This is a genomic window from Hoeflea sp. (genome assembly GCF_984452065.1).
In genome coordinates, this window is sequence record NZ_CFHWAF010000056.1 from 10,459 (window position 1) to 27,618 (window position 17,160).

Sequence of the window (17,160 nt, forward strand, 5' to 3'; positions counted from 1 at the left end):
CAAGGTGTCGGCCGGCGGCGCAAGGTTCATGGCCAAAGTGGCCCTTTGCGACCCCGATCTGACGGTGAAACTTCCCGCTTCGGTCACTGCCGCGACTGGCATGGACGCCCTCGGACATGCCGTGGAGTGCTTCGTCAATCGGGCCTGCCAGCCAATATCGGGCGCCCTTGCACTCCAGAGCATTGCGCTGATCGGAAAGAACCTGCGGACAGCGGTAGCCGACGGCAGCAGCAGACCCGCCCGCTACAACATGATGCTGGCCAGCGTCCTTGCGGGCATGGCCATGAACCCGACCCGTTTGGGCCTCGCACACGCGCTCGCCATGCCGCTCGGCAGCGGCAACATTAAAATCCCGCATGGCACGATTATCGCGATCACGCTACCAACCGTCATGGCGTTCAACGCCGAAGCCGCACCCGAGCGTTACGCGGCCGTCGCGCGGGCCTTGGGCGCGCGTGTGGACGGCTTGTCCGAGCGTGAAGCGGCACGAGCGAGCGTCCAGGCCGTACGGGAGCTTAAGGACGACATCGGAATTCCTTCAGGTCTGGCTGCATGCGGCCTTGAGGAAGCCATGGTTGAACCGGTCGTCGAAGAAGCGATGAAAAGCGGCAATGTGGCCGTCAATCCGCGCAAGACGCAAGCGCATGATCTGGCGCAGATCCTGCGCAACGCCATGTAACTCCAGGACCGACTCAAGGATTTCTTCGATGTTCAACAACTATATCAACGGTGAGTGGCGGGCGCCGTCCACCGGCCGGTACGCTGCCAATATCAATCCGGCCCAACCCCAAAGCGTGCTGGGCGAATTTGCCGATTCGGCCGCGGCCGACGTCGACCTTGCGGTCGCCGCGGCGAAAGAGGCTTTTACCGGTTTCAGGGTTGCGCCGCCGTCACAGCGTGCCGGCCTGCTCAACCGCCTGGCCGTCCTGATGGAGCGCGATCGTGATCAGCTTGCGCAAATCATCGTCAAGGAAATGGGCAAGGTTCTCGCCGAAGCACGCGGCGAGGTGGCGCGGGCCGTGGCCGAGTGCCGTTTCATGGCAAGCGAAGCGCAACGCGCCGTATCGAGCGGTTATCCATCCGAACGCCCTGGTGTCGACATCTCCGCCCGGCAGGTTCCACTGGGTCCGGTTGCGCTGATCTCGCCCTGGAACTTTCCCGTTGTGACACCCATTCGCAAACTGGCCCCTGCCATCGCCTATGGCTGCAGCGTCGTCATGAAGCCGGCGTCGATCACCCCTTGGTCATCCGTCAAGCTGACCGAGTTGATCGACGAGGCCGGCTTTCCCACCGGTGTCGTCAATCTTGTGATGGGCGGCGGAAGGTCCGTTGGTCAGGCATTGGCAGGACATCCCGACATTGCCGGCGTGTCGTTCACCGGTTCGACCGAAACCGGTACCGGTATCTACGAGGCGGCGGCAAAACGCATCGCCAGGGTTCAGCTTGAACTGGGGGGCAAGAACCCCGCCATCGTCATGGGCTGCGGCGATCTCAAGGGCGCGGCGCGCGAGATTGTCAGTGCCGCTTTCCAGGCCGCCGGGCAGCGTTGCACGGCCCTCAGCCGTGTCATCGTGCTGGAAAGTCAGGCCGATGCCCTGGTTGAAGAACTGGCCGCGGCAACCCGCGCCATGAAGGTTGCGGAAGGTTTCGCCGCCGCCGCCCAGATCGGCCCCCTGGTCAGCCGCGAACAATTTGACCGTGTTGCGCGCTATATGGAGATCGGTCGATCCGATAACGCCAGGCTGATCGTCGATGGCAGGCCGATGGTCAAGGATCCGCAGGTCGACGGATATTTCCATGGGCCGGCGCTTTTCGACCGCGTCGACCGCGATTCTCCGCTGGCCGTCGACGAGATTTTCGGCCCCGTCCTGCCGGTGCTGCGGGTGACGGATGCAGCCGAAGCTCTCACGATCGCCAACAGCTCCACCTATGGCCTTGCAGCATCGGTGTTCACCGGTGAACCAGGCCTGGCCGACTTTTTCGTCCGCGAACTCGAATGCGGCATGGTGCATGTCAATCACGGTACCGCAAGCCAGCCGCATGTGCCCTTTGGCGGCGTGAAGAACTCAGGCGAGGGTGCCTATTCAATCGGTCCGTCTGCAAGAAGCTTCTACACTGCTACCAAGGTCGTCTATTGGCTTGAACCGATGGGGGGCTGAGTTACAATCCAAGCGCATTCGTCATGCGCTCAGGCGCGTTTGCCAAAACTCCCAGGCAAGGGTGAGGTGCTTTTCCATGGCGCGTTCAGCCGCATCGGGATCGCGCATGGCGATGCCTTCGAAAATCTCCACATGGCCGACATGCGAGGCGTGATCGCGCTCCAATGGCCGGTCAAGTTGCCTCCATCGCTCGATTATCCATGCGTCCAAGGCGCGATGGACGGAGACGAACACCGCGTTATCGGGAATCTTGAACAACACGCGATGGAAAGCGATGTCCGCCAGTTCGTAGCGGTCGCGGTCCCCGAGGGCCGCCTCGCTATCTTCCAGCGCCTGTTTGAGCGCCCGCATGTCTCCAGCTCCGCTGTGGAGCGCCGCATGTCGCGCCAGAGCCTTTTCAAGGAACAGTCTTGCGAAGAACAGATCGTGCAGCGCGCCGGGATCGCCCAACAAGCTTTGTACGGCCAGTGTCGAGTTGGACAGGATCGCGTCCGCGTCCGGCTCGCGCACCTCAGCCCGGCGGCCATTGTGCAACGAGACAAGGCCATTGTTTTGAAGCACCAGAAGCGCTTCCCTGACCGCCGGCCTGCCCACATCGAACATTTGCATGAGCGCGCGCTCCGACGGTAGCCGGTCGCCGATTTTGAACGTGCCGCTGCGGATCATCCCGGTCAGCTTGTCCGAGACAATCTCATAGAGCTTTTTGTCGCTATCGTTTGCCGAAGAACTCATGGTTTGATTGGGTCCCGACCATCATCATCCGCTTTTTCAAGCGCAGGTTCAATTTCGCGTTCGGCAAGGACCGAACGGACCCCGTCCTTGACGGCCTGGCGGAACAGCGGCAGCGCCGGGTTGAGATTGTCGCGCCGCCAGGCGAGAGCGATTTCCACCGGTTGGATCGGTTGCGCCACGCGAATGAAGCATACTCTTGGCATCAACAGTTTCTGCGCGGCATCGGGCATCAGCGCTATGCCAAGTCCCGCGCCCACCAGCCCCAACACAGTGTGGATCTGAATCGCTTCCTGGGCCACGCGAGGGACGAAGCCCGCCTCTTCGCAAGACTGCATGATGCGCTCATGAAACAGAGGGCTTTGGCGCCTTTCGAACATGATGAACTGCTCATGCGCCAACGCGCGCAAGTTCACTATCGGCTGATCAGCCAGCCTGTGTTGCCGGGGCACAGCAAGCACAAAACCCTCCTTCATCACGCTTTCGAAAGACAGGCTTCTGTCCTCGACCGGTGGTCGTAGCAGGCCGATATCGACATCACCCCGGCCGATCGCGCGTTTCTGGTCGATTACCGTCATCTCCTGCAATTCAAGACGGATGCCCGGATGATGCGTTGCAAAGATATCAAGGGCGGTCGGCGTGAGATTGTAAGTCGATGAATGGATGAACGCGACCCGCAGGCTGCCGGTCTGGCCGTCCGCTATCCTATTGGCTTCCGCAACCGCCTGACTCACGTTGTCGAGGATTTGCTCGGCTCGTTCCAGAAAGGCCTGACCGGGCATCGTCAACGCCACGGATCTTTGGGTACGCGCCAACAGGGTGGTGCCGACTTCTTCTTCAAGTTTTCGAATCTGCCGGCTCAAAGCTGGCTGCGCGATGTGAAGTCGTCTTGCAGCCCGGCCGAAATGCAACTCGTCAGCGACAGCGCAGAAGTAACGCAGGTGGCGAAGCTCGATCATATTCATACCTATAAGGTATCAAAGCAGGCCTAACAATATATTGGACGACCAATTCCAGGCAGCCTAAGAAGGGACCCTGACAAAATATTCCCGCCATCATGCGGGTCTGAGGGAGGGCGTCAATGGGCATCGGATTTCGCGTGGTTCGGGACCGCCCCCGGCCCGAAGCCGCCATCGTGGAAGCTTTCGCGGCCATCCCGGTTGCCAATATCAGTGACAATATGCATCGGGTGTTTGCAGCCGGGCCGGATATTCGTCCCCTTGGTCCGTCCATGCGGTTGGCTGGGGTCGCACTCACGGTCCGGACGCGGCCGGGCGATAATCTCATGTTGCACAAAGCCATCGAAATAGCCGAACCGGGTGATGTTATCGTGGTCGAAGCCGGTGGCGACACCACCAATGCCCTGGCCGGCGAAATCATGATGCGCCTCGCCGAGAAGCGCCAATTGGCCGGTTGGGTGATTGACGGTGCGATCCGTGACTTCGATGCCCTGTCCAGGGGTATGCCGATCTTCGCCCGTGGCGTCACCCATCGCGGCCCCTACAAAGACGGTCCGGGCGAGATCAACGTGCCGATCAGTCTCGCTGGTATGCCCGTCGCGCCTGGCGACATCGTCGTCGGCGATTGTGATGGTGTGCTGGCGATTCCTCTGAGTGAGGCACCTGGCCTATTGGCCAAGGCACAGGCACAAAACGCCAAGGAAGAAGAGATGATGCGCCAGATAGAGGAGGGAACCATCGATCGCTCGTGGGTCGATGAAACCTTGGCGGCGCGGGGGTGTGTGCTGGAATGAGCGCGATCGACCCGGACCGGCTTGCTCAATTCTGCGAACACCTGTTCGTAGCTGCCGGTGCGCCAGCCGAAACGGCACAGATTGTGGCGCAATCGCTCGTTTACGCCGATCTGCGTGGCGTCGACTCCCACGGCGTCGTGCGCAGCGAAATCTATCTGGAGCGAATCGCCAGGGGCATGATCGATCCGAAAGCGCAAGTCACGTTGCAGCGCAACGATGGCCCTGTGGTGCTGCTCGATGGCGGCAACGGTTTCGGCGCGTTCGTTGGCGTCAAAGCGCTGGAAGCCTGTATGGAACGCGCCGAGCGGTTCGGTGTATGCGCGCTGGGTGTGCGGCATTCCAATCATTTCGGCACCGGCGCATTCTACGCCGAGCGGGCCGTGGACAGGGGGCTTGCGCTCATTGTCTTGTCCAATGCGTCCCAGACCATGCCTGCGACCGGTGGCGTGAGGCCGTTTTTGGGCACCAATCCCATCGCGCTGGGCTTCCCGACCGACCGGGAGGTTCCATTCATACTGGACATGGCCACGAGCCTGGTGGCGCGCGGCAAGATCATTATGGCGGCCAAGAAAGGGCTCGATATTCCCCGTGGCTGGGCCGTTGATGAGAATGGCACCCCGACGACGGACGCCGAGGCAGCCTTGAGCGGCGCTGTGCTTCCGTTGGGCGGGCCCAAAGGCTCCGGCCTTTCCATGGCCATCGACATTCTGGCCGGCGTGCTGACCGGTGCGGGGTTCGGCCCGTCGGTGCACAACATGTACGAGGACTGGAACCGGCCGCAGAATGTGGGCCATTTCTTCATCGCCATTGATATCGGGCGCTTTCTTGGACCGGCCCGGTTTCGTGAACGCATCGGCGAATATATCGATCTGTTGAAGTCGGAACCGCGCGCGGACGGCGTGGCGGAAATTCTCTACGCGGGCGAAACCGAGTACCGCCTGGCCAAACAAAGGCGCGCGGAAGGGCTGACGCTAGCTGAACAGCTCAAAGCCGATCTGATGCGCTTGGGCGCGCACCACGGCGTGCCATGGCCGGAAGGCGCCATGGTTTAGCTGGCGAGAGTACATTCGGATCATGCATGTGCATGGAAAACGGTCCGGACGGAGCGGACCGAAACAGCGGAGGAAGACTATGCAAAGCAAAACCATGAAGCGAAACCTGGCGTCGGTCGCTGTCGCCGTAACAGCGGGGTTGGGATTCACCGCGGCGGTCTATGCCGAGACCACGCTGCGCCTCGGGCATGTTTGGCCGCCGACCGAAATTCATGCCCAGGCAGTCGAACGGTTCGCCGAGGATGTTGCGCAGGCAACCGGCGGCGAGGTCACGGTTGAGATCTTCGCAGGAAGCTCGCTCGGCTCAGACCGCGAAATTCTGGAGGGGCTTCGCCTCGGCACGGCCGATATCTGGCTGGGCGGCGCCGGCGTGCTGTCGTCGGCCTCCGATACGGCGCGGATCTTCACCGTCCCCTTCATGTTCGACGATCTCGACCATTTCCAGGTCGTGTACAACGGTGATGTCGGCCAGGGTATCACGGATGCCATCGAGTCAGAGAGCGGCTATCGGGTGGTATCCTACTGGATGCGCGGACCGCGCTGGCTGACGACGCAAAAGCGTGTCGAAACGCCCGAAGATCTTGCCGGGATGAAGATTCGCGTGCCGGATAGCCCGGTGTTTGTGCGCTCGTGGGGGCAACTGGGCGCGGCTCCGACACCAATGAACTTCGGCGAAGTCTTCACGGCCTTGCAGCAGGGTGTCATCGACGGGCAGGAAAACCCGCTGTCGCTCATCTACACAGCCCAGTTTCCCGAGGTCGTCCACTTTCTGGGGCAGACCGAGCATGTGATGGAACCGATCACCATGGTCGTCACCTCACAGCGCTTCGGGCAGCTTTCCGACGAACACCAGAAAGCCGTCATGGAGGCTGCCAACGGTACCGCGAAAGCATTTGTGGCCGAGCAGATATTGACCGGGGAGACCGATTTCCTGCAGAAGCTTCAGGATGCCGGCATGACGTTGGTCGCGGTGGACAAGGAGGCCTTCCGCGCCGAGCTTGAAGGCTTTGTCGACGACAATTTCCCGGAGCTGTTGCCTGTCCATGAGCAAATCCGCGCCGCCGCGCAGTGAGAAGTCCGCAGCCGACAATTGGACCGGGCACCTTCGTGCCCGATTCCGTTCGATTGACTCGATTCTGGCCAGTGTCGACCGGCTGAACAAAGTTCTGCTTTGGGTGCTTTGCGGTTTGCTGGCCGGCATGGCGACATTGGGGCTCGCCCAGGTCATTGCGCGCTACTTTCTGGGCTCACCGCTGACATGGTCCGAAGAAGTCGTGCGCTTTGCGCTAATCTGGCTGCCGTTTCTCGGTGTCGGCATTATGGTGCGCAAGGGCCAACTCATTGCCGTGGAATTCGTGGTCAATATCCTGCCTGGAGGCTTGGCCGAAGCCCTGCGTATTTCGGTTCTGGTCCTGTCGGGTGTTTTCTGGCTGCTTCTGGCGGTTTACGGCTTCATCGTCCTGGAAATGGTGCATGGTTTGCGCGCGGGCGCAACCGAAGTGCCAATGTGGATCGTTTATTCGGTGATTCCGTTCGGCGCCAGCCTTGCCCTGATCAACACGGTTGCCGCTTTGCTCGATCCGCCCGAAACCGTTCTGGCGGAGGATAACTGATGGGTCCTTTAACGTTCGGCGTGATGCTGCTCGCGCTCTTCGCGCTCAGCGTTCCGGTCGTCATCGCCCTCGGCCTGACATCGATGGGTTATATGTTCAACGCCGGCATACCGCTCCAGGCGGCCGTGCAGCGCATGTTTGCCGGTCTCGATTCCTTTCCGCTTGCGGCTATCCCTTTGTTCATCCTGTCCGGCGCGCTCATGGAGGCGTCGGGCATCTCAAACCGTCTGATCGATTTCGCCCAGTCGCTTGTGGGCCGGTTTGCCGGCGGGCTAGGACTCGTCACGGTGATTTCCGCGATGTTCTTCGCGGCAATTTCCGGTTCCAGTGCCGCAACCACGGCCGCGATCGGTTCAATCCTTATTCCCGCAATGGCCAAGCGTGGCTACCAGCGGCGCTTCGCAGCCTCCACACAGGCCGCATCCGGCGAACTGGGCGTGATCATTCCGCCGTCGATCCCCATGATCATCTACGCGCTGACCGCGGGCGTTCCGGTCTCCATCGGCGATTTGTTCATAGCCGGCGTCATTCCGGGAATTCTGATCGCTGCATCGCTGCTCGCCACCGTTTACGCGATTGCCAAACTGAAGGGTTACGGCGTCATACGGGACGAGACAGGTAATGTGGAACTTCCACGCGTCTGGCCAAGTTTCAAGGCGGCGGTCCTTCCGCTTCTCATGCCCTTCATCATTCTTGGCGGCATCTATGGCGGTGTCTTTACCCCAACCGAGGCGGCGGTTGTCGCCGTCTTCTACGCCCTGTTCCTAGGCGTTTTCGTGTTCCGTACGCTCAGTTTTTCCCACATCGGTTTGGCATTGGCCGCGTCGGTCAGATCCTCGATCATCATTTTGCTGATCATCAGCGCGGCGAGCGCGTTCGGCTGGGTTCTGACGGCGAACCGCATACCCGACACGGTCGCTTCGGCTTTCATCGCCGCATCGGAAAACCCTGTCTACTTTCTGTTGATGATCAACCTGCTGCTTCTCCTTGTGGGTATGTTCCTCGAGACCGGTGCGGCCATCATCATCCTGGCGCCGATCCTGACACCGGTGGCGGTGCAGTACGGTATCGACCCGGTGCATTTCGGCGTGGTCATGATCGTCAATCTCGCCGTCGGCATGACGACGCCGCCAGTCGGCGTGAACCTCTTTATCGCCTGTCAGGTCGCCGGCTTGCGCATCGAGCAGATCATCAAAAGCATGTTGCCCTTTTATCTGGTGTTGTTGCTCAACATAGCACTCATCACCTATTTGCCTGGCCTATCCACCTTTCTCCCGCAGATGTTTCGATAGGCGTTCGAACCGGACATCGTTCATCTCACGGAACGGAGAGGCCGGCCGTTGCTCTTGATGCCGTTCCTGACGCCGATGCTCTGCATCACGCTGCGCGACGCGCCGAGCCGGGTCAGCGTTGCCTTTCTCCGGTCGAAACGCAAGCGGGATGCGCCCGATTTCAAGGCGAAGGCCATCCTGAAAACCTTGAAGGGTCAAGAGACCGTATCGGCTAGCACGCCGGTTCGAGGCAGGCTGCGGTTTGTGAGGGCCCCGGAAGGAGCCCTCGACCGGGTGAGGGCGCTTCACATGCAGTCGGCGACATACTCGTAACGTTCCGCCTTCTCGGGTTCGTCGCTGGTGATGGTCACGATTTCCGTCAGGGTGACCTCGGGCAGCGATTCGCCGGCTATCAGTCGGGCGGCCAGTTGCATGGCGACCTGGCCCTGTTGTTTCGGATTCTGGGCGATCAAAGCCTGCAGTTCGCCATTTTTCAGGGCGCTGACCTGAGCGCTCGAGGCGTCGTAGGCAACCATCTTGACGCGCCCGGTCGCATCCGCCTGACGGAGACCGGTGATTGCCCCGATAGCGCCTTGGTCGTTGGTGGCAAAGATGCCGGCAAGGTCGGGATGCGCTGAAATGGTCGAGGTGACGATCTCGGCTGCCCGCTGGGGATCATTTCGCTGATATTGAGCGCCGAGATATTCGATGCCCGGATGGTTTTCGAGTTCGGCCTCGAAGCCTGCCGTCCGCGCATCCTGTGCGAGCGAGCCTGGCGGCTGGGTGATGACCAGAACTTTGCCTTCGCCGTCCAGCAATTTGGAAAGCGCCTGGGCTGCCATTGCTCCGCCAGCTTCGTTGTCGGTGAGGATCTGCGTTTCCAGGAACGAGGTGTCGGCGATGGTCTGGTCGACCGTCATCACCTTGGTGCCGCGTTCGGCAAGCTCGCGCATCGGGGGCGCAAGCGCCTGCATATCTGTCGGAACGATCACGGCAACGTCGGGCGAAGCGGCCGTGACCGCGTTGACGACGGGAATCTGGACATCGGCAGCAAACAGATCAGGCGCGCTGACGTTGAGGGTGAGGCCGAGTTCGTCGGCTTTTTCCATCGCCCCGCATTGTAGCGCCTGGTAGAAAGGGCTCCCCTTGGTACCCAGGACCAGCGCCACCGAGTCGTCGTTTTGAGCCTGGGCCGGCATGGTCAGGACGAGGACGCCCAGCAGTTTTGCGGCCATAAAGAGTCTTGGTTTCATCTTCTTCTCCCTTGGTTGAAGTCCAAAATCGATCTGACGTGACGGCCTTGCCCTAGCTGCGATTTCTGAGCTGCCGCTTGAACTGATCGATCCATACGGCCGCGATCAGGACCGCGCCCATCGCCACGGTCTGCCAAAACGGCGGTATGCCCATGATCACGAAACCGTTGAGCAGGATTATCGGGATAAAGACGCCGACCACGGTGCCGAAAACGCTGCCCTTGCCGCCAAAAAGGCTGGTTCCGCCCAGAACGACGGCCGATATGGTGGTCAGGTTGGCCATCACGTGGCCATTGATCGTCGTCGTCCCGAAGCGGGCATTGGCCATGACCGCCGCCAGTCCGGCCATCATGCCGCACACCGTGTAGACAGCCACCAAGCGGCGGTGGACGCCGATGCCGCTGCGGCGGCTGGCTTCCTCGTTGGAGCCAACGGCGTAGACATGCAGGCCGAAGCGGGTCAGATGCAGAACGATGCCGGCCACGATCACGATGGCCGCCGCAATCAGAACGAGCGCCGGTATTCCGAAAAGTTCACCCGAACCAATGTGCGTTACCATGCGCTCCGGCATCGCCCGCACGTCGACACCGCCGGTGATGATCTGGGCGAATCCGAGGGCCATGCCCATCGTTCCCAGTGTGACGATGAGTGCCGGGATACGCGCGTAAGCGACCAGAACCCCGTTCAGCGCACCCCAGGCCGCACCGGAGGCCAGCGCCGTCAGCGCTCCGATGGCAACGATACCCCACCCGGCATCGGTCGTTCCGAATGTGGTGCCCGGCGCGCCCGAAAGAAACAGCATCACCTTCGCCGACACCACCGAGGCAAACACAAGGACCGAGCCGACCGAAAGATCGATGCCCGCGGTGATGATGACATAGGTCTGCCCGACGGCCAGCACCATGAAGATGGCGGAGTTGATCGCCAGTTGCTGAATGTTATAGACCGACCCGAACTGCTCGGGCCGCAGCGCATAGAAGGCAGCCACCATGACAAGGAGCAAAAGGAAGATCCAGCCGGTCGCCAGCACGTTCAACAACCGTTCTTCGAGGCCGATCCTGTCCTGATACACGAGGTTTGTCGATTGCCGGCTCACGCAGCCTTCTCCCTTGGTTTGCCGCTGGTCATTGCCCGCACGAGATCGTCGACGTCCACCTCGTCGGCACTGACATCGGCGACCTGCTCGCCCAGCCGCAGCACTTCGATCCGGTCCGCGACCTCGAGAACTTGGGGCATGTTGTGACTGACAAGCACGACCGATGTTCCATTATCCCGAATGCGGCGGACGAGATCGAGAACGCGCTGGGTCTGGACGACACCGAGCGCGGCGGTCGGTTCATCAAGGATCACGATCCTTTCGGCCCACATGGCCGCGCGGGCTATTGCCACCGACTGGCGTTGCCCGCCTGAAAGAGTGTCAATAGCCACCCGTGCCGATTTGAGCTGGACGCCGAGCTTTTCGAGCTGCTCCTGTGCAAGCCGACGCATCTTGCGCCGGTTCAGGAAACCGGCCGCTCCTAGCACTCCGGGCATGGCGATCTCGCGGCCTAGGAACAGGTTTTCCGCCGGAGTGAGATCCGGTGCCAGCGCCAGATCCTGATAGACCGTGGCAATTCCGGCGGCCTGGGCGTCGAGCGGCGAATGGAAGGTGATCGGCCGGCCGTCGATCAGAAGCTCTCCGCCGGTCGGCCGACCGGCACCGGACAGGATTTTCACAAGCGTCGACTTGCCCGCACCATTGTCGCCGATAAGGGCGCACACTTCGTTCGGCATGACCCGGAAGTCGGTATCCTTGAGCGCCTGTACGTGGCCGAAGTTTCGGCTGATACCTCGCGCTTCGAGCAGAGGTTGCCTCACCGGCCCGCACCCTGCTTGGCCAGTCCCAGATTGTTGGCAAAGGCGAAGAACTCGTTGTAGCGCTCGGCACAAAGCCCGTCCCAGTGAGCGAATGCAGCCTGGCTGTCAGGGAACACCCAGATTTCGACATCCTGGAAGTCGTGCTGGCCCCTTATGTGGTATGAGCCTTGGCGCAAGGCGCCACCAGCTTCGCTTCGGCCGCGCACGCTCGCCCAGCTTTCCGCAAGCCGGACCTGCTCGTCTTTGCCCAGCGCATACCAGTGGGGGCGCGGCCGGCTGTAATGGATCCAGACGCATTCAGGCATTTGAGGTGCTCCCGAGCAGAGACGCCTGGCGCGAAAAAGCTCTTGGTTCGATGAGGTCCTTGAGCGGCCGCGAACGGCCGACAATGTGACGGGAAGTGGTGAACTTGAAGTCCGCGACGCTCTCATGACCCGCGATTGCACGGCCCGCCATTTCCGGGCCTTCAATCTCCCACGCGCCGATGTGATGCCAGTGGTGAGACAGGTCGAGACGGTGTCGGCCGGCAATGTTTGCGCCCAGTTCGAGATCGCCCTGGAAAGCGCTGTCGCATTCCTCGTCATAAAGGGCACGCTCCAGCGCGCTTGCCCGGCACCAGTCGTCGTTCCATTCCCACAGCGCGATGAAACCCCACCGATAATCGGCCGGCGCCCCCGAACCGGGCACCGGAGCGAATTCGCGAGGCCCGATGAGCCATTCGGTTCGGAACAACCTGGCCCAGCCGGCCTGCTCGATCCGAACCGTACCCGCGAGCGCGGCATCCATGTCCGGCGCCTCGAAGATACCGGCAATGTCATGGTCATGGGCAAAGCCGGTTTCCAGGACGTGTGCCTGCGGATCGGCGTCGCGGTCAAAAATACGACGCAGGGACAGGAGCCACCCCTCTTCGTCGAGCGCCTGGAACATCGCGACGATTCGGTCCCGATGCTCTTGCGTGTATACACCGTCGAAGACGTCCTGGCGAACGGCAGTAAACGCCACGATGGCCCGTCGTGCGCCGCCGTCGATCCGCTGCGAAGAAAAGATGTCGGTATCTCCGCTCAGGTTGGACATGGCACACGAACCTCGCTGACGGCCTGCATCAGCCGCTCGACCCTGCCGGGGTCGACAGGGTTCCACCAGAGCCCGTCAACCTTGAGCCACTGTCCGACGATTGCGCCGTCGGCGGTTCCAAGCAGTGACGGGACCTGATCCGGTGACAGGCCCGAACCGACGATGACCGGCAGGTTCGTTCCTGCCTGCACATTGTCGACCTCCGACCTTGTGGTCGGCGAACCGGTGCGCGTGCCGGTTGCGATGAGCACGTCGGCATCGAACCATTCTGCGTCCGTTGCCTGCTCAGGGATCGATCGGTCGGCCGTAATGGCGTGGGCGCCGAATTTGACGTGTACATCAGCGAAGATCGCCACATCGCGCGCGTCGATGGCCGCCCGGTAGCGCATTGCCCTGGCCGCCGAGCCGTTGATCAGGCCCTCATTGGCGACATAGGCATTCACCCACTGGTTGACCCGCACCCAGCGGGCTCCGACCGCTTTGGCCACCGCAAGTCCGGGAATCGCGCCATTGGCGACACAGGTAATTCCAATGGGCAGATCGACCGCTCCCCTGATCTCCATGCAGGCGGCCGTCAAGGCCGCCACCGTTTCCGGGCCGATGTCTTCCGGGCGGCAAAATGGCAGATCGCTGGCGTTTTCGACGATGATGCCGTCGACGCCACCGTTTGCCAGCGTCCGCGCATCCGCGACGGCGGCCGAAAAAATGTCGCGCATGGCTTCGCCTTCATAGCGCGGCGCGCCGGGCAGGGGCTTGAGGTGGATGACGCCGATTATCGGCTTGGGTTTCTCGAAACAGGCCGTCAGCGTGTTTGCCTTGGGCGGAATCACTTGCGGTTTGGGATTCATTCTGCTGGTTCTTGTTTTTGGCTTGTTGGAAGATCTGCCAGGCGAGGCAGGCCGGCTTGCGGCCCGAGCGCCATGCAGGCGCAGGCGGCCGCATTGACGGCCCGGGGGAGCGCGTGAGCGATCGACTCGCCACGCCAGAGGCCGGCGAGCAACCAGCCGGCAAGACAATCACCCGCGCCGGTTGTATCAACGATGGGATCTCTGAGCGGTACGGCGATGCGAGCGGTCGCCTCGCGTCCATAGGCCTGGGCGCCGTTTGCGCCCATTGTCCGCACGACCGTCTGCACGCCCATGTCGAGCAGGCGCGATACCGCGTCATCGCCGATGACCATGGCGGCCCTGTCATTGACGAAAACGATCCGCGTGTCGCGCAGCAGTCCGGCCAGAGCCTTTAGACCATCGGACAATGTCGCCGGCTCCAGATCGATGGACCAACTCGCCCCGTGATCCCGCGCGCGGCCAATCACGTCGGCCGCAGCGGTCCCGTAGATGGCGGTATGCACATGGCGGACATCGTCAAAGCCTGTGCGCTCAACCTCTTCGGCATCCGGATAAAGGGAAACACCGGGGTGCAGCAGGAGCCGCTTCTCTCCAAGGGGGTCGATCAGAGACACAACACGGCAAAGGGATCCCACCCGCTGCCTGGCGTCGACCTCCAGGCCGCTTTCATCTGCAAATGCCTCAAGGACGCGCTCCGAGGCGATATCGTTCCCGGTCTGGCAGAGCAGTACAGCCCGACCGCCGGCACGGGCAAATGCGACTGCCGTGTTGGTTGCGACCCCGCCGGGCTGTTCGGTGATTTCCTCGCAATGGATTTTTTCGTCAGGTTCCGGAAGCCTCGCCGTCCGGACACTCAGATCCAGACTGACATCGCCTACGAAGAGGTGGCGACCCTTTGAGGTTCCGTTAAGCATCCTTAAATGTAATAACGTTATTTCGTTTATGTCAATATCACAGTATGCCATCGGTGGATATTTTTTATATGATTGATTTAAAAGAAATAATATAGTTCAAGGTAAGCGAAGCGGCAAAAGCCGCTTGTCTCGAGAGGAGCTTGGAGCTAAGAGCTGTCCGGACAGGCATGGCAAGGTTGCCGCATTCAATTGGCGGGTTTGAAATGGCATGGGAAGACGCAACTCTCGATGGTGATCGCGCACCGCTATGGCTCCAGATCGCCGACCTTTTGCGCAGCGAGATCGCAAATGGCCGGTTCGTCCCCGGTGACGTGCTGCCGTCCGAATCTGACCTGACCCGCACCTTCAAGATCAGCCGAACGACGGCGCGGTCGGCATTGAACAAGCTGACGCAGGAAGGACTGATCAAGCGCCGGTCCGGGGTCGGATCCGTCGTGCTCGATGGCAAAGTCGACCGGCCGGTAAGCCAATTGCGCGGTTTCTCCGAGGACATGAAGCGACACGGGCTTGCCGCTTCCTTCCATCTTATCCAGTCGGGCTTCAGCCCCGTTACCGACGAGGCGGCGCACGCTTTGGGGCTGGCGGCGGGGGACAAGCCCTTTTTGTCCGAACGGACTCTGTTTGCAAATGAGCGGTTGATCGGTCATTCGGTTTCTTGGGTTCGGCCCGATATTTTCGGCCGAGGCGGCCCTCCGACGGCGGATCAACTGACCGGCGGGTCTCTTTATGCGTGGCTTTCCGAGAACCTGGGCATCAATATTGTCGGCGGCGTCGAGTTCATCGAAGCGCAGATGGTCAAGCCGGAGATGGCCAGGACGCTTGAGTTGGACGTGCACGATGCCGTGCTGATCGCCAAGCGCGTGGCGCGCTGCGCACGCGGCCTTCCGATCGAATTCGCTGTGGTCACCTATCGTGCCGATCGCTACCGGGTCCGGATCGACCTTTGACGCCCGGCGGACTGGCGATCGAATAGCCGATGGCAGGCCGAAACCGGGAAACGACCGGATGCTCGATTGCCGCGCGCCTGGACCAAAGACAGAGGTCTATATCAGAAAAAAAGCTGCCTTCGGATCTTCATGCGGTCTTGCTTATCACGGCGGAACCCGGCGTGGCGGCGACATGCCGGCGGTCCGGTATTTCGGAAGGGAAAACGGCCGACGCCCGGAAAACGCACTCCTATACCACCGGCCAGCGTCAGCCCGAAAAAAAATTCCACGATCGGTCTGCGTGTCGCGACGGCGATGCCTCCTTCGGGCGCGGCGGCTCGGCTATGTTGCCGGAGAAGGCCCGAGGGCACATCGGCCCCGGCATGTCCATGGCACATCATCGGAAGGATCAAGCATATGAATCGCCTTAACCTCTTGATCGCGGCGCTCGCCGCCTCCGCAGTCCCGGCGCTTGCGCTGGACGCAGGCCCCCTTGTGAGCGCCGAATGGGTGATGGAGCACGCCGGCAACGATGATCTTGTGATTGTCGACATTCGCGCCAATGTCGAAAACACCGATCTTGGCGACAACCCCCATATCGCCGGGGCGGTGACCGCGCCTTACAGCACAGCGGGCTGGCGCACCGAGATTGACGGCGTACCCGGAAAAATCCCGGCGATCGAGGATATCACCGCCCTGATCGAGAGCCTGGGCATCGACAATGACGACCATGTCGTGATCGTGCCCTGGGGTACCGATTCGACCGAGTTCGGCTCGGCAACCCGCGTTTACTGGACCTTCCGCTATCTGGGCCATGACGACGTTTCGATCCTCGATGGCGGCTGGCGCCAGTATGATGCGGTCGGGGGCGCGCGCGTCGCTGAACCGATCACCGTCGAGGCTTCCGAATTCGAGGTCACACTAAACGAAGCTGTCCTTGCCACCACGCAAGATGTCCTGGCCGCGCTCGACGACGGCACCAAGCTCGTCGACGGTCGTCCGGTCGACCAGTTCCGCGGCGAGACCAAAAGCCCGGTCGCGGCCACGCCCGGCACCATTCCCGGCTCGGTGAACCTGCCGCATTCGGCGTTCTATTCGAGCGAGTTCGCCGTTTTTGCGCAGCCCGAAACGGTGGAAGCACTGGTCGCCTCGGTGGGTCTTGGCGCGGATGAAGCCAACATCACCTTCTGCAACACGGGCCACTGGGCTTCCGTTGCCTGGTTCGGTCTGAGCGAGGTGCTCGGCAACGAACAGTCGGCCATGTATGACGGCTCCATGTCCGAATGGACGCAGGACCCGTCCCGCCCGCTCGATCCGCCGCGCACGATGCAGTAAGCGTGTGCGACACCAATCGGCCGGCGCGCGGCTTCCGCCACGCGCCGGTTGGATCGTATAGGAACCTGTCCGCAAAGGGTCGGCATCATGGTGCAGAACGTTGAAACGCCATCGGCATCGGGTTTGTTTCTGCCTGATGTCACCATTGATCGCAGTCCCGCGACAGTGGCGACCGCGTTTCTCATTGCCGGCTTTGCAGCGATCTGGCTGCTGGTGGATCTACGGCAGGCGACGCTTTTCCTGATCGGCGGCGGCCTTGGCGCTGCCCTTTATCACGGCTCCTTTGGTTTCACGGGTGCCTGGCGGCGCATGGTGGTCGAGCGGCGCGGACGCGGCATGCGGGCGCAAATGCTGATGATCGGACTGGCGGGACTGG

The 17,160-nt window shown here is 61.6% G+C and carries 20 protein-coding genes; 11 read left to right on the forward strand and 9 right to left on the reverse strand.

What is annotated here, in order from left to right:
- Nucleotides 1-679 (forward strand): iron-containing alcohol dehydrogenase (locus AC5E6N_RS12440; RefSeq protein WP_491748111.1); only part of this gene is annotated, 679 nt, incomplete at its 5' end.
- 28 nt (nucleotides 680-707) lie between these two features.
- Nucleotides 708-2,159 carry an aldehyde dehydrogenase family protein gene (locus tag AC5E6N_RS12445; protein ID WP_491748112.1) on the forward strand — a complete coding sequence of 484 codons (1,452 nt, stop codon included), beginning with the start codon at nucleotides 708-710 and terminating at the stop codon, nucleotides 2,157-2,159.
- Nucleotides 2,160-2,180: 21 nt separating this feature from the next.
- Here AC5E6N_RS12445 and AC5E6N_RS12450 read toward each other — a convergent pair whose 3' ends face one another.
- Nucleotides 2,181-2,891: an FCD domain-containing protein gene (locus AC5E6N_RS12450; RefSeq protein ID WP_491748113.1), complete on the reverse strand. Its 711-nt coding sequence runs from the start codon at nucleotides 2,889-2,891 to the stop codon at nucleotides 2,181-2,183.
- Complete coding sequence (locus AC5E6N_RS12455) at nucleotides 2,888-3,847, reverse strand: LysR family transcriptional regulator (protein ID WP_491748114.1); 960 nt, start codon at nucleotides 3,845-3,847, stop codon at nucleotides 2,888-2,890. Before AC5E6N_RS12455 ends, AC5E6N_RS12450 begins: the two co-directional genes overlap by 4 nt.
- A 122-nt stretch (nucleotides 3,848-3,969) precedes the next feature.
- Between AC5E6N_RS12455 and AC5E6N_RS12460 the strand changes: the two genes are divergently transcribed.
- From AC5E6N_RS12460 to AC5E6N_RS12485, 6 genes are all read left to right on the forward strand, one after another.
- Nucleotides 3,970-4,641 (forward strand): RraA family protein, encoded by a 672-nt coding sequence (locus AC5E6N_RS12460; RefSeq protein WP_491748115.1) that lies wholly within the window; start codon nucleotides 3,970-3,972, stop codon nucleotides 4,639-4,641.
- Nucleotides 4,638-5,693 (forward strand): Ldh family oxidoreductase, encoded by a 1,056-nt coding sequence (locus AC5E6N_RS12465; RefSeq protein WP_491748116.1) that lies wholly within the window; start codon nucleotides 4,638-4,640, stop codon nucleotides 5,691-5,693. The genes AC5E6N_RS12460 and AC5E6N_RS12465 overlap by 4 nt, the downstream gene beginning before the upstream one ends.
- Nucleotides 5,694-5,772: 79 nt before the next feature.
- Nucleotides 5,773-6,765 carry a TRAP transporter substrate-binding protein gene (locus tag AC5E6N_RS12470; RefSeq protein ID WP_491748117.1) on the forward strand — a complete coding sequence of 331 codons (993 nt, stop codon included), beginning with the start codon at nucleotides 5,773-5,775 and terminating at the stop codon, nucleotides 6,763-6,765.
- Nucleotides 6,737-7,306 (forward strand): TRAP transporter small permease, encoded by a 570-nt coding sequence (locus AC5E6N_RS12475; RefSeq protein WP_491748118.1) that lies wholly within the window; start codon nucleotides 6,737-6,739, stop codon nucleotides 7,304-7,306. The genes AC5E6N_RS12470 and AC5E6N_RS12475 overlap by 29 nt, the downstream gene beginning before the upstream one ends.
- Nucleotides 7,306-8,598: a TRAP transporter large permease gene (locus tag AC5E6N_RS12480; RefSeq protein WP_491748119.1), complete on the forward strand. Its 1,293-nt coding sequence runs from the start codon at nucleotides 7,306-7,308 to the stop codon at nucleotides 8,596-8,598. Before AC5E6N_RS12475 ends, AC5E6N_RS12480 begins: the two co-directional genes overlap by 1 nt.
- 48 nt (nucleotides 8,599-8,646) lie before the next feature.
- Nucleotides 8,647-8,910, forward strand: coding sequence for a hypothetical protein (locus tag AC5E6N_RS12485; protein ID WP_491748120.1), 264 nt, complete (start codon nucleotides 8,647-8,649; stop codon nucleotides 8,908-8,910).
- Here AC5E6N_RS12485 and AC5E6N_RS12490 read toward each other — a convergent pair.
- The 7 genes from AC5E6N_RS12490 to AC5E6N_RS12520 all read right to left on the reverse strand — a co-directional run bounded on the left by AC5E6N_RS12490 (nucleotide 8,883) and on the right by AC5E6N_RS12520 (nucleotide 14,574).
- Entirely contained in the window at nucleotides 8,883-9,812 is a 930-nt protein-coding gene (locus AC5E6N_RS12490; RefSeq protein ID WP_491690510.1) for an ABC transporter substrate-binding protein, read from the reverse strand. The two genes, AC5E6N_RS12485 and AC5E6N_RS12490, sit on opposite strands and share 28 nt — an antisense overlap.
- A 70-nt stretch (nucleotides 9,813-9,882) precedes the next feature.
- Nucleotides 9,883-10,926: an ABC transporter permease gene (locus AC5E6N_RS12495; protein WP_491748121.1), complete on the reverse strand. Its 1,044-nt coding sequence runs from the start codon at nucleotides 10,924-10,926 to the stop codon at nucleotides 9,883-9,885.
- Nucleotides 10,923-11,687, reverse strand: coding sequence for an ATP-binding cassette domain-containing protein (locus AC5E6N_RS12500; RefSeq protein WP_491690508.1), 765 nt, complete (start codon nucleotides 11,685-11,687; stop codon nucleotides 10,923-10,925). The genes AC5E6N_RS12495 and AC5E6N_RS12500 overlap by 4 nt, the downstream gene beginning before the upstream one ends.
- Entirely contained in the window at nucleotides 11,684-11,992 is a 309-nt protein-coding gene (locus tag AC5E6N_RS12505) for a hypothetical protein (protein WP_491690507.1), read from the reverse strand. The genes AC5E6N_RS12500 and AC5E6N_RS12505 overlap by 4 nt, the downstream gene beginning before the upstream one ends.
- Nucleotides 11,985-12,761: a hypothetical protein gene (locus tag AC5E6N_RS12510; protein WP_491748122.1), complete on the reverse strand. Its 777-nt coding sequence runs from the start codon at nucleotides 12,759-12,761 to the stop codon at nucleotides 11,985-11,987. The genes AC5E6N_RS12505 and AC5E6N_RS12510 overlap by 8 nt, the downstream gene beginning before the upstream one ends.
- Complete coding sequence (locus tag AC5E6N_RS12515) at nucleotides 12,749-13,609, reverse strand: BtpA/SgcQ family protein (protein WP_491748123.1); 861 nt, start codon at nucleotides 13,607-13,609, stop codon at nucleotides 12,749-12,751. The genes AC5E6N_RS12510 and AC5E6N_RS12515 overlap by 13 nt, the downstream gene beginning before the upstream one ends.
- Complete coding sequence (locus tag AC5E6N_RS12520; protein ID WP_491748124.1) at nucleotides 13,606-14,574, reverse strand: carbohydrate kinase family protein; 969 nt, start codon at nucleotides 14,572-14,574, stop codon at nucleotides 13,606-13,608. The genes AC5E6N_RS12515 and AC5E6N_RS12520 overlap by 4 nt, the downstream gene beginning before the upstream one ends.
- A 152-nt stretch (nucleotides 14,575-14,726) precedes the next feature.
- Here AC5E6N_RS12520 and AC5E6N_RS12525 point away from each other — a divergent pair, with 152 nt between their 5' ends.
- The 3 genes from AC5E6N_RS12525 to AC5E6N_RS12535 all read left to right on the forward strand — a co-directional run.
- Nucleotides 14,727-15,470 (forward strand): GntR family transcriptional regulator, encoded by a 744-nt coding sequence (locus AC5E6N_RS12525; RefSeq protein ID WP_491690503.1) that lies wholly within the window; start codon nucleotides 14,727-14,729, stop codon nucleotides 15,468-15,470.
- Nucleotides 15,471-15,866: 396 nt separating this feature from the next.
- Complete coding sequence (locus AC5E6N_RS12530) at nucleotides 15,867-16,784, forward strand: sulfurtransferase (protein WP_491748125.1); 918 nt, start codon at nucleotides 15,867-15,869, stop codon at nucleotides 16,782-16,784.
- Between the two features lie 87 nt (nucleotides 16,785-16,871).
- The coding region (locus tag AC5E6N_RS12535) for a YeeE/YedE thiosulfate transporter family protein (RefSeq protein ID WP_491748126.1) at nucleotides 16,872-17,160 on the forward strand (289 nt) is incomplete at its 3' end.

What these genes read in the sequence shown, in the direction of transcription:
- AC5E6N_RS12450 (WP_491748113.1), bottom strand. Translation starts at nt 2,891, where the DNA reads ATGAGTTCTTCGGCAAACGATAGCGACAAAAAGCTCTATGAGATTGTC.
- AC5E6N_RS12515 (WP_491748123.1), bottom strand. Translation starts at nt 13,609, where the DNA reads ATGAATCCCAAACCGCAAGTGATTCCGCCCAAGGCAAACACGCTGACG.
- AC5E6N_RS12480 (WP_491748119.1), top strand. Translation starts at nt 7,306, where the DNA reads ATGGGTCCTTTAACGTTCGGCGTGATGCTGCTCGCGCTCTTCGCGCTC.
- AC5E6N_RS12490 (WP_491690510.1), bottom strand. Translation starts at nt 9,812, where the DNA reads ATGGCCGCAAAACTGCTGGGCGTCCTCGTCCTGACCATGCCGGCCCAG.
- AC5E6N_RS12510 (WP_491748122.1), bottom strand. Translation starts at nt 12,761, where the DNA reads ATGTCCAACCTGAGCGGAGATACCGACATCTTTTCTTCGCAGCGGATC.
- AC5E6N_RS12460 (WP_491748115.1), top strand. Translation starts at nt 3,970, where the DNA reads ATGGGCATCGGATTTCGCGTGGTTCGGGACCGCCCCCGGCCCGAAGCC.
- AC5E6N_RS12525 (WP_491690503.1), top strand. Translation starts at nt 14,727, where the DNA reads ATGGCATGGGAAGACGCAACTCTCGATGGTGATCGCGCACCGCTATGG.
- AC5E6N_RS12470 (WP_491748117.1), top strand. Translation starts at nt 5,773, where the DNA reads ATGCAAAGCAAAACCATGAAGCGAAACCTGGCGTCGGTCGCTGTCGCC.
- AC5E6N_RS12465 (WP_491748116.1), top strand. Translation starts at nt 4,638, where the DNA reads ATGAGCGCGATCGACCCGGACCGGCTTGCTCAATTCTGCGAACACCTG.
- AC5E6N_RS12445 (WP_491748112.1), top strand. Translation starts at nt 708, where the DNA reads ATGTTCAACAACTATATCAACGGTGAGTGGCGGGCGCCGTCCACCGGC.
- AC5E6N_RS12475 (WP_491748118.1), top strand. Translation starts at nt 6,737, where the DNA reads ATGAGCAAATCCGCGCCGCCGCGCAGTGAGAAGTCCGCAGCCGACAAT.
- AC5E6N_RS12520 (WP_491748124.1), bottom strand. Translation starts at nt 14,574, where the DNA reads ATGGCATACTGTGATATTGACATAAACGAAATAACGTTATTACATTTA.
- AC5E6N_RS12505 (WP_491690507.1), bottom strand. Translation starts at nt 11,992, where the DNA reads ATGCCTGAATGCGTCTGGATCCATTACAGCCGGCCGCGCCCCCACTGG.
- AC5E6N_RS12455 (WP_491748114.1), bottom strand. Translation starts at nt 3,847, where the DNA reads ATGATCGAGCTTCGCCACCTGCGTTACTTCTGCGCTGTCGCTGACGAG.
- AC5E6N_RS12530 (WP_491748125.1), top strand. Translation starts at nt 15,867, where the DNA reads ATGAATCGCCTTAACCTCTTGATCGCGGCGCTCGCCGCCTCCGCAGTC.